This window comes from Massilia yuzhufengensis, assembly GCF_900112225.1.
In the GTDB taxonomy this organism is placed as follows: Bacteria; Pseudomonadota; Gammaproteobacteria; order Burkholderiales; family Burkholderiaceae_D; genus Telluria; species Telluria yuzhufengensis.
Window position 1 is genome coordinate 14,215 of sequence record NZ_FOLD01000042.1, and the last position, 15,953, is coordinate 30,167.

12 protein-coding genes are annotated in these 15,953 nt (G+C 60.0%); 8 read left to right on the plus strand and 4 right to left on the minus strand.

Features of this window, described 5'->3' with window-relative positions; translation table 11 throughout:
- The first annotated feature begins 6 nt into the window (after positions 1–6).
- The 5 genes from lpdA (at position 7) to BM031_RS23075 (ending at position 4,592) form a co-directional block, all read left to right on the plus strand.
- Positions 7–1,443 carry a dihydrolipoyl dehydrogenase gene (gene lpdA / locus BM031_RS23060; protein ID WP_091876993.1) on the plus strand — a complete coding sequence of 479 codons (1,437 nt, stop codon included), beginning with the start codon at positions 7–9 and terminating at the stop codon, positions 1,441–1,443.
- Positions 1,444–1,467: 24 nt separating this feature from the next.
- Positions 1,468–1,971 carry a signal peptidase II gene (lspA, locus tag BM031_RS23065; protein ID WP_091876994.1) on the plus strand — a complete coding sequence of 168 codons (504 nt, stop codon included), beginning with the start codon at positions 1,468–1,470 and terminating at the stop codon, positions 1,969–1,971.
- 198 nt (positions 1,972–2,169) lie between these two features.
- On the plus strand, positions 2,170–2,490 hold the full coding sequence (locus BM031_RS25320; protein WP_143084688.1) for a hypothetical protein: 321 nt from the start codon (positions 2,170–2,172) through the stop codon (positions 2,488–2,490).
- A gap of 276 nt (positions 2,491–2,766) precedes the next feature.
- Positions 2,767–3,129: a CzcE family metal-binding protein gene (locus BM031_RS23070; RefSeq protein ID WP_091876996.1), complete on the plus strand. Its 363-nt coding sequence runs from the start codon at positions 2,767–2,769 to the stop codon at positions 3,127–3,129.
- Positions 3,130–3,347: 218 nt separating this feature from the next.
- Positions 3,348–4,592: a cytochrome P450 gene (locus BM031_RS23075; protein WP_091876999.1), complete on the plus strand. Its 1,245-nt coding sequence runs from the start codon at positions 3,348–3,350 to the stop codon at positions 4,590–4,592.
- A 279-nt stretch (positions 4,593–4,871) separates the two neighbouring features.
- Here the strand turns inward: BM031_RS23075 and BM031_RS23080 are convergent, their stop codons facing one another.
- The 4 genes from BM031_RS23080 to cadR all read right to left on the minus strand — a co-directional run bounded on the left by BM031_RS23080 (position 4,872) and on the right by cadR (position 9,922).
- Positions 4,872–5,486 carry a cation efflux transmembrane domain-containing protein gene (locus BM031_RS23080; protein WP_091877001.1) on the minus strand — a complete coding sequence of 205 codons (615 nt, stop codon included), beginning with the start codon at positions 5,484–5,486 and terminating at the stop codon, positions 4,872–4,874.
- A 404-nt stretch (positions 5,487–5,890) separates the two neighbouring features.
- On the minus strand, positions 5,891–6,844 hold the full coding sequence (locus BM031_RS23085) for an arsenic resistance protein (RefSeq protein WP_091877003.1): 954 nt from the start codon (positions 6,842–6,844) through the stop codon (positions 5,891–5,893).
- Between the two features lie 590 nt (positions 6,845–7,434).
- The gene (locus BM031_RS23090; RefSeq protein WP_091877006.1) at positions 7,435–9,363 is read right to left on the minus strand and encodes a cytochrome c/FTR1 family iron permease; all 1,929 of its coding nucleotides are present in this window, start codon (positions 9,361–9,363) and stop codon (positions 7,435–7,437) included.
- 130 nt (positions 9,364–9,493) lie between these two features.
- The gene (gene cadR, locus BM031_RS23095; protein WP_091877009.1) at positions 9,494–9,922 is read right to left on the minus strand and encodes a Cd(II)/Pb(II)-responsive transcriptional regulator; all 429 of its coding nucleotides are present in this window, start codon (positions 9,920–9,922) and stop codon (positions 9,494–9,496) included.
- 90 nt (positions 9,923–10,012) lie between these two features.
- On the opposite strand from cadR, the gene BM031_RS23100 reads away from it, so the two are divergent.
- From BM031_RS23100 to BM031_RS23110, 3 genes are all read left to right on the plus strand, one after another.
- Positions 10,013–12,448 (plus strand): heavy metal translocating P-type ATPase, encoded by a 2,436-nt coding sequence (locus BM031_RS23100; RefSeq protein WP_091877011.1) that lies wholly within the window; start codon positions 10,013–10,015, stop codon positions 12,446–12,448.
- A 101-nt stretch (positions 12,449–12,549) separates the two neighbouring features.
- Positions 12,550–15,156 (plus strand): heavy metal translocating P-type ATPase, encoded by a 2,607-nt coding sequence (locus BM031_RS23105; protein ID WP_091877013.1) that lies wholly within the window; start codon positions 12,550–12,552, stop codon positions 15,154–15,156.
- Positions 15,153–15,872, plus strand: coding sequence for a ZIP family metal transporter (locus BM031_RS23110; RefSeq protein WP_091877015.1), 720 nt, complete (start codon positions 15,153–15,155; stop codon positions 15,870–15,872). The genes BM031_RS23105 and BM031_RS23110 overlap by 4 nt, the downstream gene beginning before the upstream one ends.
- The last annotated feature ends 81 nt before the right edge of the window (positions 15,873–15,953 follow it).

Below are 15,953 nucleotides of genomic sequence, written 5' to 3' on the forward strand. Positions count from 1 at the left end.
AATCACATGAAAGCGCAATACGACCTGGTCATCGTTGGCGCGGGTTCAGGCGGGTACATCGCCGCAATCCGCGCCGGACAACTCGGCTTGTCCGTGGCCTGCATTGAATCGAATCCTTACGCCGCACCCGACGGCCAGGCGCGCCCCGGAGGAACCTGCCTGAACGTGGGATGCATTCCATCCAAGGCATTGCTTGCGTCAAGCCACCTGTACGAACAGGTCCTGCACCACACTGCCGAGCACGGTATCACCACCGGCGGCGCGGCGATCGACGTCGACAAGATGATCGACCGGAAGGACGGGGTGGTCTCGAAGATGGCCAAGGGGATCGAATACCTGTTCAAGAAGAACAAGGTCGACTTTATCAAGGCGCGGGCGCGCTTCGTCGGGATGCAGGACGGGGTATATTCTCTGGAAGTCTCGGCCGAGGATTCCGTGCAGCAGATCAGCGCGCGTAACGTGATCATCGCCACCGGGTCGAAGCCGCGCCAGCTGCCGGGCACCCGGATCGACAATTCGATCATCTGCGACAACGCTGGAGCACTCGATTTCCGCGAGGTGCCGAAACGCCTCTGCGTGGTTGGTGCCGGCGTGATCGGTCTCGAGCTGGGGTCAGTGTGGCGGCGCCTGGGTGCGGATGTCACCCTGCTCGACGCCATGCCGGACTTCCTGCCGGGCTGCGACACCGCCGTGTCCAAGGAAATGCTCAAGCTGATGTCTGGCCAGGGGCTGAAATTCGACCTTGGCGTGAGTATCGACAGTATCGCGCTCAGCGGCGACGAAGCGCAAATTTCGTATCGCGACCGTGCCGGCGCCGCCAAGGAGCTCGCTTGCGACAAGGTGATCGTGGCGATCGGGCGCGTGCCGAATACGGATGGCTTGGGAATCGAGGCGATTGGCCTGGAGCTCGACCAGCGCGGCTATGTGCCGGTCGATGAACACTGCCGGACGACATTGCCGAACCTGTTTGCCATCGGTGACGTCGTGCGCGGGCCAATGCTTGCGCACAAGGCCGAGGAAGAGGGAATCATGGTCGCCGAGATCGTCGCAGGGCAATCCGGGCATGTGAATTACCCCGCCATCCCCTTCATCATCTATACGAGTCCGGAAGCCGCGTGGGTTGGCAAGACGGAGCAGGAACTGGCCCGCGAAGGACGCGCATTCAAGTCGGGACAGTTTCCTTTCTCGGCCAACGGGCGCGCACTCGGCCACGGCGACGCACAGGGGTTTGTCAAGGTCCTGGCCGATGCCGAGTCGGACCTTGTGCTGGGCGTGCATATCGTCAGCTCGCTCGCGTCGGAAATGATCGGTGAAGCGGCAATTGCGCTCGAGTTTTCGGCCTCTTCTGAGGACATCGCCCGGATCTGCCACGCGCACCCGACATTGTATGAAGCAATCAGGGAAGCGTCGCTCGCTGTCGACGAGCGTGCGCTGAACATCTGACCGTCAACTGTTTAGGAACAGATAGTGGCCAAACCCTTTTCACCGCTCGCCGCCGTATCGGTCGCCGGGCTGATCGCCCTTGCCGACCTGGTCACCAAGGCCGCGATCGTCGAACTTCTGGCCTACGGCCAGCAGATCGACTTGTTCCCCTTGCTGAACATCGTCCATGCGATCAACCAGGGAGCGGCGTTCGGTCTTCTGGCCACGGCTGGCGGATGGCAACGCTACCTTTTCATCGTTGTAGCCGTACTCGCGTCGATCCTGATCGTCCGGATGATCCGGAAACCGGAAACAGGCTCCGCGGAAAGGATCGCTCTGGCCATGATCCTCGGCGGAGCGCTTGGCAATCTCGTTGACCGAACTGCGCGGATGGGCGTGGTTGACTGGATCGATGTGCATGTAGGAGCGCATCACTGGCCAGCTTTCAACATCGCCGATATCGGGATCACGGTCGGCGCCGCGGTCATCGTGTTGCACGCGCTGTTCGGTGCCCGCGCAGCACCTTCGGTATCCGACAAGACCCGATAGTCCGCCCCCTGGACGCGCACTGCCACCGGAAGCATGGCCTGTTGCGCGGAGCGGTCTGAACAGGGCGATGATCCGGCTCCGACAGAACAAAGATAATCAGATCTACAACAATTCAAGACCCATGTTTTTGCCCGGCGGGCGTTATAAAATTTGCCATACTCTAGTTTCCTCTTCCGTGATCAAGCAGCCAAGGACTCCATGAAGCGCCTGTTTCTGATCATATTGCTGGCGCTTCTGCCCTTACAGACTGGCTGGGCGGCAGGATGGTGCGTGATTTCCGACGGAGCGTCGGCCACCGCAGCGGTATCCGACGTAAGCGGTGCTGAAAATCCGATAGAAGTGCCGTTCGAAGCTGGTTGCAGCGCAACTTGTGTGTCGGCATGCGACTTGCAGCCCCTCGGCAGCGGTCCGCCCTGGATCGAATGGTCAGGGCAGTCGCGCTCCTATCCCGCCAGTCTCAATCAGCTGAATTACCAGTCTCCAATACTGGACGGCCCGATTCGGCCGAAATGGCGCTGATCATCGAAGCCGGCAACTATCGCCTGCGCTTGATGGGTAATCGTGCACAAGCACCGCACGACTCCATCCGTCTCTACAAATCAAGCAGCCGCATCTGACCAAGCCGATGCGCAGTTGCGCGAGTCACGGGCCTGGCCCGTGCCGTAGAAATTTGCGCTTCCCGCAATTCAGGTGCATCGCGTGCATACGTGCCTTTCTCCCGACCATGGCGGCCCAAAATCGGCCACGTCGAGAGTCAGTGCGCTTGAAAAATCAAACGTTCAACAGGAAAATTCAATGAAAACTCACATCAACTTCTTATCCGCGGTACTTCTCGCATGCATGTTCATTCCACTCGACTCGCAGGCCAGTGAGGGGGGCATACCCGCAAGGAGCGTTGCAGAAGCGAAGACTGGTCGAGCAGCACCGTTCGGATACGCCGCCAATGCAGCGCCTGACCGCGTTATCACAATAGTGGAAGGCAAGACCAGATCGATTCACGTCAAGCGACTCGAGACTGTCCGTATCGTGGACGGCTCACGAAGCGTTACCTGGACGTTCGATACGCTTGGCGTAACGCCGATCTCCTTGGCGAACATCCTTCCAAACGCAACAAATGTAACAATCTATGTTGAGGAAAGTCCAATGTACGCCCACTAAGCTTTGCCATTTAGCGTTCTGGTAGGGCGCTATCACTAGTTCGAAGCCGCCCGCGGCATCGAACTAGTGTGGAGCCTGATATGCAATCTACCGGGCAAATGCAAGCCAGGTGCGCATACCCCGCGCGCGACGCTATTGATATGAGCAGTGCTGAAACAAGCGCCGCTTAACTACGTGCGCGGGCAGTATGAAGACGGCTCAATTTGACGGAGACGCTCATGCATGAGATACCGCGAGATGGTGTTCCAGACAGTACTCTTTCGTTCGCCCGGGACGGCTATCTTTTCATTACTAAACGTTGTACGCGCCTGGGGACCGACCTGTTCCGCTCACGACTGATGCTTCAATCGACAGTTTGTATGCGCGGCGAAGAATTGGCCGGACTCTTCTATGACAATGAGAGGTTCGAACGTGCCGGTGTTGCCCCATCGAGACTCCAGGAAACACTGTTTGGCCGAGGAGGCGTGCAAGGACTGGACGGTAATCCCCATCGGTGCCGAAAGGGGATGTTTCTCTCCTTGATGAGCGCCGAGCGTATTGCGGAACTGGCGGAGCTCAGTGCCGCGCAATGGCACAGGTCCGCGGCAAATTGGGAGCGCCGCAGCCAGGTGGTTTTATTCGACGAAGCGTGTGAAAGCTTGTGCCGGGCCGTCTGTGCCTGGACAGGAATCCCGCTGGTTGAGTCCGAAGTCAGGAGTAGAACGGATGACTTCGTAGCGATGATCGATGCTGGCGCGGCGATCGGTCCAAGACACTGGTGTGGAAGATGGGCGCGAAACCGCGCTGAGCGCTGGATCGAGGGTCTGGTAGAAGATGTGCGTCATCATCGGCTAACGGTGGATGAAGACTGCGCACTAAATGCGATCTCATGGCATCGCGATTTGTCTGGGGAATTGCTCGACAAGCGAACTGCGGCAGTGGAACTCATCAACGTCGTAAGGCCAACGGTCGCGGTCGCCTGGTATATCATGTTCGCAGCCATGGCTTTGCATCAGCACCCGCAATGCCGGGAGCGTTTGCTGGCTGCCGAAGCGCCCTACCTCGATTATTTCGTTGAAGAAGTCCGCAGGTTTTATCCGTTTTTCCCGGTGGTGGCTGCGCGCACGCGGCGGGAGTTCGAATCGAAGGGCTATCGTTTTCCGAAAGGAGAAAGGGTCCTGCTCGATTTGTATGGGACGAATCACGATCCGAGGCTTTGGGACGAGCCGCACACATTCATGCCCGAGCGTTTTCGTCAATGGAAGCGTAGCCCTTTCAGCTTCATTCCACAGGGAGGGGGGGAATATCTCGATGGTCACCGTTGCCCTGGCGAGTGGATTACCGTCGAACTGATGAAAGTTGCCGTTGTGTTTATCAGCACAAGCATAAGGTACAGCGTGCCTCAGCAGGATTTGCGGATGAGCCTCTCACGCATACCGGCCATGCCGCCCAGCCGTTTTGTGATTGGTAATGTACAAATCTGATCACCTGAGGGAAAGGGAATTACCTGCCTGATGAGAATGTCCGGAGTCCCGCGCCAAGCTTCCCTGATTTGCGTCGCCGTTCATGCGCCGACCAGACAGAGAACTCGGGTTAGCAAAATACCAGTGCCTGCTTTGCACTTGGTTCAACAACTGCATTTCCGCCCGCGATATCGATCATGTACGACGGCCAGCCGCCATAAGGCGCCTTCCGTCAACTTAAGTACACCACACTGGATGTATCTCTGTTGCGCGTGCAGGATTCGAATGGAAGACCGCATATCACGACTGATGTTCTTTTGCCTCTGAGAGGATTCCATAACCTCCCTTCCCAGCAATGAACGAAACCACTGTTCCAAGCAACAGATCAGGAAGGTTCGAATTTGTCCACATTACTAACGCGCCCGAAAGCACGATTGCGCCGTTTACAAGCGAATCGTTATTCGTGAATATAGTCGAGGCCTTGAAATTGATGTCCTGGCCGCGATGCTGCTTCAGCACGCGAATGCAATAGATATTCAGTAGGGCATTTGTTGCAGCCATGGCCATCATGGCTGGTCCCAGCGGTGCCTCACCGCCAAGAAAGCGACGGACAACTTCAACCAACAACAGGCAAGCGAAACCAATGAGGAGCCAGCCAGATAGTTGCGCCGCACGCTTCTTGATTGTGCTGGATCTGCCGACCGCGTATAGACTGACGCCATAGACCGCAGCGTCACCCAGGTTGTCAAGGCCAGCGCCAACTACGGCAGTTGAAGATGCCCATATTCCGACAGCCACCCCGGCCAAACACTGGCCCAGATTGATTAGCAAGACCTTCCATAAAATGCCACGATCACGCTCGTTGGAAGCGTCCAGACCTGATTCGTCATCGCTGTCCTTGCCAATATCCGACATCGGATCTCCAAAAGATTGCAGGAAGAACGCGCCCAGCTCTTTTCTCGACCGGACGCGCTTGGATGAACACAGAATACGTCAGTTACCAAAGCGAGCGCGCACATATCAAACACGATCTAGGTAAGAGGCCTGGATTAGCGCTGCCGAGCACTTGCAGTAAACTGCCAGGACAAAGCAAGCATGGAGGGCTTCTGGGAGGCTTGAAGAACGAATTGATCCATCGCCAGAGGTATGCGACTAAGGCCGACACTGAATCGGCAATTACAAAATGAATCAAGATCTTCTAAAACCGCCAGCGGCGCCATTGGCGTCTCGGCTATCTATCGCCAGCATTGTTTGCCGAAAAGATCAGCAGACGGCAGCTGGCTGCTTGAAACGGACGTGTCCATTAATGACAGTACACCTTACTTGACCAGCGCAGGAATTGCACGGACATAGACCAGTTCACTGCCCAGTTCGAGCAGAGTTTGTGTGATCACAGCCGCCGCTGCAATTCCACGCAGATCGTCGGGTAACGCGAGCGCGAGCGGCAGCACTACCAGAGAATTGCGCGTCGACGCGCTGAAGGTCACAGCGCGGGCCGCTGCTACCGGCAGTTTGAACATGCGCGACGCGAAGGCTCCTGCCAGTGGGGCAAGCACCATAAAGCCGATATAAACCGGAATGACCGGTACCAATTGCTCGATTTCCCTGACGATCGCCCCGATCTGCGAACCGATGACGACCACCAGCACGGCGGCCATGGCTGGGACCGGGAGCCAGGCCCATCCGGTATTCCATTTCTCGACGATGGACGATCGCTTCGCCAGCCCGGCAGTAGCCACTGCAAGCAACAGCGGAGCCACGATCAGCAGCAGGAATGCTTCGACAAACGGCGCGACAGCGATGTCGACCCCGGATTCTCCGCCAGTCATTACGCTGAGGTAGATGGGCAGAAGGAGCAGCTGAAGCAGAAGCAGGATTGGCGTAGCGGCAAGGGTCAGGCGCGAGTCGCCTTTCCCGAGATGAGTGAATACGACGACGTAGTCAATACATGGGGTCAGCAGGACCAGGAGAGCGCCGATGAGCAGCGCAGGACGATCGCTCAGTCCACGCGTCAAGACCCATACCAGAAGCGGTATCAGCACAAAATTGGCGATCAAAACTGCAGATATGAACGCTCTATTACCCAACCCCTGCTTTAGCTCGAGAAAGGGAATCTGCAGGAACATCGCATACATCAGGACAGCAATTGCAGGTGTCACCAACAGCTCAAGCCTGGCCGCGGCATCAGGCGCAAGAATCCCCCCGAGCACGGCCAAGGCGGCGCTTACAACATAGACTGGAATCTGATTCCGTTCCAGGCTTTCGCGGTTCAAGCTGTTTACCTCTTGGCGATAACGTGACGATTGCGAGCGCACCGACTCGCGCCGTAGACGGCGACACCCCCCGAGTTATTGAGGCCGGTGCCGACCGCAGCGTTGAGGTTGCCCCAGTGCCGCCTACGACGCAGGCCAGGCACTGCCCTGGAATGATCAGTAGAACTTTTCGTAGAATGTTGTGATCCCGTTCTTCCGGAATGGTCACCTGCCTTCTTGTTTGGAATGCTTCAGCACCTGCACGACTTTCGGCAACGCTCCATTCTCACATGACCGCGGAGATATCTCGACCTTATCGTGAAGGTGAACTTCAATTGAATCAGGTACTACTACGCTTATATGTTTGTATGATCGGAGATAATAGTACCTAAATAAGGCGTATCGATGGCTAGCAATATCTACGTCGCTGAGATTTTCCAAGCAGGCTGGGCGGGCCTTCGAAAGCCTCTCTGCCGTGTGGAATTCGGTAACCCAGCCAGTTCTGCTGTTTCGTCCCAGGCTTGGGTCGGCACAGCCGCCCAAGAGTACGAGCAGAGCAACTGAAACGGTAACGATTGTCTTGTTTCTCATGATTGCTCCTTGTCTGCCGACTATCTGCGAGCTTTTACCAAGTTAAATCCAAAACCAAGGCCAGCTGCCAGTAGCAGGGCCAGTTGCGCTCCGTAGGTCTGTATGGTCGGGTAGATCCCAAGCACGGGCACGCGCAGCCCGGTAATTGGCGTGGCCATCATCCATCCGGCTTCCTGCAGCCCGGCGATCCCTTTACCGACTAGGACGACGGCCAGGACAGCTACAAGCACGGAGCTAAATGAGAAGAATTTACCGATCGGCATGCGTGCACTGGTACGCAGGAAAATCACAGCAATCACCGACAGCAAGACCAGGCCTGTAACGAATCCTGCCAACAGGGCAGGGCCGTTGCCGTCGGCTGCGAGCGCCGAGTAGAACAGGACCGTTTCGAAGACTTCCCGGTACACCGCAATGAAAGCCAGTGCAAACAAGGCCCATGCGGAGCGTTTTTCCATTGCCGCCGTCAGATGCTGCTTGAGGTAGGCTTGCCATTGTCCTGCCTGGCCCTTTTGGTGCATCCATAGCCCGACCGACAGCAGCACCGCGGCGGCGAAGAGCGACGACAGGCCCTCGGTCACTTCACGGCTTGCGCCACTGATGCTGACCATATAGGTCGCTACCACCCATGTCAAGGCGCCTGCCCCCAGCGCCGAGATCCAGCCGGCGTGCACGTAGTGCAAGGCCTGTGGACGCTCCGCTTTGCGGAGGAACGCGACCATCGCGATCACGATCAACAGGGCTTCGACACCTTCGCGCAGGAGAATGGTCAGCGCGCCCACGAACACCGTCGTCGCGTCGGTCTTGTTCGCGCCGGTAAGCTCCTCGACACGTACGAAATCCGCGTCCAGCTGCCCGGCATATTCGGTCGCACGTAACACATTGCCTTGTGCAACCGCGCCCCGGTACAGCTGCATGGTTCGCTCCACGTCGACCAGGAGCTGGCGGTCAGTCGCGTCGAGCCTTGCCTCGAGCGGCTCGAAGCCGTCCAGATAGGCCGATAGAGCAAGCTCGGTGGCCTTCGCCCGCTGGTTATTCTTCAAGGCATCCAGGCTGTCCTGCAGCAGCTTGCGCGCAAGGACGATGCCCTTGCGTTCCTGCTGCTCCTGTACGGCCCCGGGGTGGGTGCGTGCGTAGGCCAGAACCGCCCGTGCGGTCGACGGTTCGCTTGCCTTAGCCAGTTCTTCTTCGGTTGCCGTCACGAGCGTGTTCATGTCGGGAATCGTGGCAGATGTGGCGTTGTTCTGTGCGAATGCAGACTCGCCGGCTGCGATGTCCGTGTCCTTGAGCGCCAGGCTGCCGACATAAAACGCCAGAGACCAGCGCTCATGCTCGGACAGGCCTGCAAAGGCCGGCATCGATGTGCCCTCGACACCCTGGCTAATGACCTGATACAGGGCCATGAGAGATCGGGAGCGGGCTCTTTCCTCATCGGTAAATGCGATTGGCTTGGGTTCGAGCTTGGCCGCGAGTGCCCCATCGCCGGCGCCGGCCGCTCCATGGCATGAAGCGCATTGCACCTGGTACAGCGCCGCACCGCGGGCCAGATCGGGCAGGGCGCGCGGCGCAACAGGGAAGGGGTAGGCCTGCAGCAGCACACGGTTTGCCTCCCGCGCAAGCTGGGCAACCTGTTGCGGCGATTCCTTGCGCTCGACCGCCTGCTTTAGTTTGATGGTGGCAGCTGCCAGTTCTGCATGCAAGGGATGCGGAGGCAATGCCTGCACCTGGTTCTGCGCGCGCGTCGAGAACTCCTGCATTTCGCCATATTCCAGTTCGCTGACAATCGCTCCGTTCTGGACCGCGCCGGCGTAATCGACGGCGACATAATCGAGCAACTGCCAGAGCTGGCGGACTTCCGCTTCCGATGATGTGGGATTAGCGTGTGTCGTACCGATCACGCAGCAGCAGAACGTTACGAAGGCGATTAGCCGACGCCAAATGGGGTACGTCATATCGGGATACTTGTCTTTAGGTTCGAGAACCTGATATTAAACACCTTCTAGCTACTTGAAGGTCAAGCGCATTGTTCCGGCTGTTCGCTGATTCGGCAATGCAGTGATGGCGCGGAAAGTCCACGGCTGGTCAATGGCGCCCAAGCCTTGCTGGCTCGTCGCAAGCGTCGGCAGTGCCGAGCGCCTGCAGGATTTCACATGGGTTTGTGCTGTCGGTGGCGACGCAACGGCTCCTGAGGTCTCTGAGCTGCGTTTCCAGTACTGACAGGTTTGCTATACGGTCGACGATGTGCCCGATATGCTTGTCGAGCAGCGCGTTGACGCTCTCGCAATTTTTTCCCGGCGCCTCGCGAAAATCGAGCAGCGTCCGGATCTCATCGAGTGTCATGTCCAGGGCGCGGCAATGCCGGATGAACAGCAAGCGCTCAGCGTGAAGCTCGTTATAGGCTCGATAATTGTTCGCCGACCGCTCAGGCGGAGCAAGCAATCCAATGCGCTCATAGTAGCGGATGGTTTCAACCAGGCAGCCTGAGCGTTCTGCCAATTCGCCAATTTTCAAGAGAAATCCCGGTGCGTTAATTTAGTGCTTGACCCCGTACCCCCTACAGGGTGTTCAATGGGAACTATACACAGTTCTCAAGGAGTCGTCATGTCGGAATGCCAGACCAAATCATGTTGCGAAAAATCTGCACCGATCGAGACCGCGGGTGCCTCGTCTTCAGCCCTGGACCGTTCCCTTCTCATTCGCATCGACCAGATGGACTGCCCGACAGAAGAGGGACTGCTGCGGCAAGCGCTCGGGCGCATCGCAGGCGTCGGAAAGCTCGAGTTCAATCTTGTCCAGCGCCGCTTGCGGGTGGAGCACAGCCTCGGCGATCCACAGGCGATCCTTGCAGCAGTACGGGCGGTCGGCATGGACCCGGTGGTTGAACAGGCCGATGAGCAAAGCGGGTCAGCAGCCGGCACTGTTTTCCGCATCGAGAACATGGATTGCCCAACCGAGGAGAAGCTCATCCGTAACAAGCTGTCCGGCCTGCCGCAGGTCGAACAGCTCGACTTCAATCTCGTCCAGCGTCGTTTGGTCGTCAGGCATAGTGGACCGGCAGCGGCGATCCAGGATGCACTGACGTCCATCGGCATGCAGGCGGTGCTCGTTGCGGCTGGACAAGGACGAGCCGAGGCGGTGCGACCCGCCTCCCGAAAGCGGCAGTATGCAGTCCTTGCCCTGGGCCTGGCCGCAGCGGTCGGTGCCGAAATCGTCGCATGGACGACGGGCGATGAAAACTGGTGGCCAGTCATCCTGCTATCGGTGCTTGCGATCGCGACGACGGGCCTGGGGGTGTACAAGAAAGGCTGGATCGCGCTCAAGAACCGCAACCTGAATATCAATGCCCTGATGTCGATCGCCGTGACCGGCGCGGTACTGATCGGGCAGTGGCCGGAGGCGGCGATGGTCATGGTCCTGTTCGCCATCGCCGAGATGATCGAGGCGCGCTCGCTCGACCGTGCGAGAAACGCCATCCAGGGCCTGATGGCACTGACACCCGAGCGGGTCAGCGTGCGCCTTGACGACGGCAGCTGGAGTGAACAGGACGCCACCACGGTCGCGATCGGCGCCCTGGCCCGTGTCGCGCCCGGCGAGCGGATCGCCCTGGACGGGGAAGTGACCACCGGCCAGTCGTCCGTCAACCAGGCACCGATCACGGGCGAGAGCATGCCGGTACCAAAAACGGTGGGCGACAAGGTTTTTGCCGGCACGATCAATGAAACCGGCTCGTTCGAATACCGTGTCACCGCGGGCCACAGCAACTCGACCCTGTCGCGCATCATCCGCGCGGTCGAGGACGCGCAGGGCAGTCGCGCGCCCACGCAGCGATTCGTCGACCGCTTCTCCAGCATCTACACGCCCATCGTGTTCGCCATCGCGCTCGCCGTCGCCCTGGTGCCGCCCCTCATGCTGGGCGCCGAATGGATGCCTTGGATTTACAAGGCACTTGTGTTGCTGGTGATTGCCTGCCCCTGCGCCCTGGTGATTTCCACTCCGGTCACGGTCGTCAGCGGCCTGGCCGCCGCGGCACGGGCCGGCATCCTCATCAAAGGCGGCGTCTACCTGGAGCAGGGCGGGAAACTGCGCTCGCTGGCACTCGACAAGACCGGCACGATCACCCAGGGTAAGCCCGATGTGACGGATGTGTTGCCCCTGCAAGGCGATGCACAGACTCATCTGCAGCTCGCAGCCGCGCTCGCGGACCGGTCCGACCATCCGGTATCGACCGCGGTGAGCCGCCACTGGAAAAACGCGGCCCTGGGTCTTCCCCTCGCTTCCGTGAGCGAGTTCGAGGCGCTCACCGGCCGCGGTACGAAAGGGCACATCGACGGCAAGTGGTACTACCTCGGCAATCACCGCCTGGTCGAGGAGCTCGGCATCTGCAGCACCGCGACGGAAAGCGTCCTGTCGAAACTGGAGGGTGAAGGCAAGACTGCAGTCGTCCTCTGCGATGAAAGCGCGCCGTTGCTGGTGATCGGGGTGGCGGATACGATCCGTGAAACGAGCCGGGAAGCGATCGCCCAGCTTCACCAGTTGGGAATCCGGACAGTCATGCTCACGGGCGACAATGCGGTGACAGCTACCGCGATCGCACGGCAGGTCGGCATCGATGACGCCCGCGGGAACATGCTGCCCGAGGATAAGCTCTCTGCCATCAATGACGAAGTGGCGCGATTCGGCACCGTCGGCATGGTGGGGGATGGCATCAACGATGCCCCGGCGCTGGCCAAGGCTGATATCGGGTTCGCGATGGGCGCAGCGGGTACCGACACCGCCATTGAAACAGCAGACGTCGCGCTGATGGATGACGACCTTCGCAAGATCCCGCAGTTCATCCGCTTGAGCAGGCAGGCTGCCGCCATCCTGAAGCAAAATATCGTCGCCGCGCTGCTGATCAAGGCTGTGTTCCTGGTCCTGGCCATCGCCGGCTCAGCCACCCTGTGGATGGCCGTCTTTGCAGACATGGGCGCGAGCCTGCTCGTGGTGTTCAATGGACTTCGCCTGCTCAAAGCAGGAAACGCATGCAAGCGCGGGTAAAGTTCCGCGGCAAGCCTGTTTGGTTCCGCTTCGGTGTGTTGGCATACGGACGATATTCGGTGTCAGCATTATTCTGGTATTTCCAGGAACCGAGAGCTTATATGGAACAATCGGAACGAGTGCGGCTTGAATTGCCATTGATCCTGCCCGAGGTGGACGATGCGAACGATCCTTGCGTCGCGCGGCTCGTCAGCCTGCTGACAGGCCGGCCGGGAGTGGAACATGTTCATATAGAGACACAAGAGGGATCGCCGCCCCTGCTGTGCCTGCACTATGACCCGTCCCTCATCACGGTGTCGCGGCTGCGTGAGCTAGTCAGTGCCGTGGGTGCGCAACTCAGCGAAAAGTTCGCCCACTACATCGGGTACACGCCCTCGCCACTCCACTCGCGCAGCGCACGGCTCTTTTCGGAGCGCTTGCGTGAGATTCCGGGCGTGCTGGAGGCCGAGGTATCTGCCTCCGGCAGGATTCGTGTCGAATATGAGCGTGCCGCCGTGGCGCGAACACGGCTGGAAGACCTGGTCGACTCCCTTGGTACGGAATTGACTGACGCGAGCTCGGAAACGGAACACGACCACGATCACGCGCATAAGCAAAACGGTGCTCATGCCGGGCACAGGCATGCGCATGAGGACAAGGGCGGCCATGCGGGACACAGCCATGCCCATGGCGGAGTGTTCGGCGAACATAGCGAACTCATTTTTGCCGTCATCGCCGGCGCCTGCGTACTGGCGGGCTGGCTGCTCGACCGCGCCGCTGCCGGCCCGGACTGGCTTCCCTTGGCTTTGTATGTTGCCGCCTATTTCTTCGGAGGCTATTTTACCGTCAAGGAGGCGGTCGAGAACCTGCGTGCCCGTCGCTTCGAAATCGATACGCTGATGCTGGTTGCAGCCGCCGGCGCGGCAGCATTGGGAAACTGGGCGGAAGGTGGCTTATTGCTGTTCCTTTTCAGCCTCGGACACTCGCTGGAACACTTTGCAATGGGGCGCGCGCGGCAGGCAATCGAAGCGCTGGCCAAGCTCGCTCCGGAAACGGCAATGCGCAAGCGCGGCGAAGAGCTGGAAGAGGTTCCCGTGGCTTCCCTCGCGCCAGGCGACATCGTGCTGGTCAAGCCGAATGAACGCTTGCCCGTTGACGGCGTCGTCGTCAAAGGCACATCCAGCGTCAACCAGGCGCCGGTGACAGGCGAGAGCATCCCGGTCGACAAATCTCCGGCCCAGGATGGGGCGGGCGCGATTGCCGCCTTCGACCGGGTCGATGCGGCCAACCGCGTATTCGCCGGCACCATCAACGGCGCCGGCGCGATGGAGGTGATGGTGGCACGCCTTGCTTCGCAATCGACGATGGCCCGCGTCGTGCAGATGGTGGCGGAAGCCGAGGCGCAGCGTTCGCCCACCCAGCAGTTCACCGACAAGTTCGAACGCGTGTTCGTCCCGGTCGTCCTTGCGCTCGTGGCTTTGCTCATGCTCGCCTTCCTGGTGATCGACGAACCGTTCTCGGCCAGCTTCTACCGCGCGATGGCCGTGCTGGTAGCCGCAAGCCCATGCGCATTGGCGATCTCGGTGCCCAGTGCCGTCCTGTCGGGGGTGGCACGGGCCGGGCGCAGCGGTGTGCTGGTAAAAGGGGGCGGCCCGCTGGAAAACCTCGGCAGCCTCAATTCGATTGCCTTCGACAAGACCGGCACCCTGACCGAAGGGCGGCCAAAACTGACGGATGTGATCCCGGCGAGCGGCACCAACGAGGACGAATTGCTGGCCGTGGTCGTGGCGGTCGAGTCGCATAGCGACCACCCGCTGGCATCGGCGCTCGTCAAGGGCGGGCGCGACCGGCTCAAACCAGGCACTGCTGCGGTCCGTGCCGACGATGTGCGTGGCCTCATCGGCCGCGGTGTCCAGGCCTCGGTCGATGGCGAGACTGTCTACATTGCCAAGCCGGTACTGTTCAGTGAGCTGGACGGCATGCGATTGCCACCCGAATTAGCCGCTGCCGACGAGCAGCTGGTGCAGTCCGGCCGCACCACGATGATCGTCAGGAAGGGCTCGCGCTTCCTGGGGGTGATCGGCGTCATGGACACGCCACGCGCGGCGGCGCCTGGCGTGATGGCGCAGTTGCGGGAGCTTGGCATCGAACGGCTGGTGATGATCTCTGGTGACAACCAGCAGGTGGCCGATGCTGTCGCGCGCACCGTGGGCCTGACCGAAGCCAGGGGCGACCTGATGCCGGAACAGAAAGTCGAGGCAATCAAGACTTTGCGCGAACGCCACGGCAAGGTCGCCATGGTCGGCGACGGCGTCAACGATGCGCCCGCGATGGCGAACGCGACCGTCGGCATTGCGATGGGCGCGGCCGGCTCGGACGTCGCACTCGAGACCGCCGACGTTGCCTTGATGAGCGACGATCTCAGTCAGCTTCCGTTCGCGGTCGGCCTGTCGCGCCGTACCAAGTGGGTGATCAAGCAAAACTTGTGGGTAAGCCTGGGTGTGGTCGCCGTCCTGATTCCAGCGACCATCTTCGGCCTGAATATCGGGACCGCGGTCCTGTTCCATGAAGGCTCTACCGTGCTGGTGGTGATCAATGCCTTGCGCCTGCTCGCATACCCGGACGTGGCGAGCCGATCTGTCGACACAGCCGTGGCGGCGGATCTGGACGAGAGACCTCCTCAATCGTCGGATCTTCGCGACATCGGCTCGAAGGGGGCATCGTCGTGACAGCCACCTTGTCGAAAGTGATGCTCTATGCGGCGCTCCCTGCCGCCGCCACCCTGGCTGGCGCGCTGCTCGCGCTCCTCAAGCAACCGAGCGCCGGCTTGCGCAGCGCGGTTCAACATTTTGCCGCGGGTACGGTGTTCAGCGTCCTGGCTGTCGAGTTGCTGCCGGACCTGATGCATCGGCGCATGCCTTGGCCCACATTCATCGGATTCTCGCTCGGCGTTGCCTTCATGCTTGGCTTGAAATGGTGGAGCGAGAGAGGCGGGAACGCGGAGGGAAGCCGCGATCCGCGCGCGCTGATCACCGCGCTGGGCGTCGACGTCGTCCTCGACGGCGCATTGATCGGGCTCTCGTTCGCGGCGGGTGAGAAGCAGGGCCTGCTGCTCACGATCGGCCTTGTACTGGAAACGTTCTTTCTTGGCGCCTCCTGCGCGACGTCATTGCGTACCGCCGGCCAGACATCGCTCAGGATCGGCATTACCGCCGCAATCCTCGGTATCGGGGTGCTGGCAGGGGCGGGCGCGGGCGCAGTCATACTGAACAGCGTAACCCCGGTGTTCATCGACGCCTTGCTGGCGTTTGGCGTGGCCGCCTTGCTTTATCTGGTGACTGAGGAGTTACTGGTGGAAGCGCACGAAGGCAAGGAAACACCCGTCCAGGCGGCGATGTTCTTCCTCGGGTTCATCCTGCTCTTCATGATCGATATGCTGATATGAGGTAAGGCTGCGGCAAAAAAATCAATCACCCGGCCGCACGGTGTGTGCCTTCAATCGCTTACGGATCTGCGAAGTGCGGTC

Bases quoted from the DNA above. Each gene is read 5' to 3' on its own strand.
- lpdA (WP_091876993.1), top strand. From the start codon at position 7: ATGAAAGCGCAATACGACCTGGTCATCGTTGGCGCGGGTTCAGGCGGG.
- BM031_RS25320 (WP_143084688.1), top strand. From the start codon at position 2,170: ATGAAGCGCCTGTTTCTGATCATATTGCTGGCGCTTCTGCCCTTACAG.
- BM031_RS23070 (WP_091876996.1), top strand. From the start codon at position 2,767: ATGAAAACTCACATCAACTTCTTATCCGCGGTACTTCTCGCATGCATG.
- BM031_RS23075 (WP_091876999.1), top strand. From the start codon at position 3,348: ATGCATGAGATACCGCGAGATGGTGTTCCAGACAGTACTCTTTCGTTC.
- BM031_RS23080 (WP_091877001.1), bottom strand. From the start codon at position 5,486: ATGTCGGATATTGGCAAGGACAGCGATGACGAATCAGGTCTGGACGCT.
- BM031_RS23090 (WP_091877006.1), bottom strand. From the start codon at position 9,363: ATGACGTACCCCATTTGGCGTCGGCTAATCGCCTTCGTAACGTTCTGC.
- BM031_RS23100 (WP_091877011.1), top strand. From the start codon at position 10,013: ATGTCGGAATGCCAGACCAAATCATGTTGCGAAAAATCTGCACCGATC.
- BM031_RS23105 (WP_091877013.1), top strand. From the start codon at position 12,550: ATGGAACAATCGGAACGAGTGCGGCTTGAATTGCCATTGATCCTGCCC.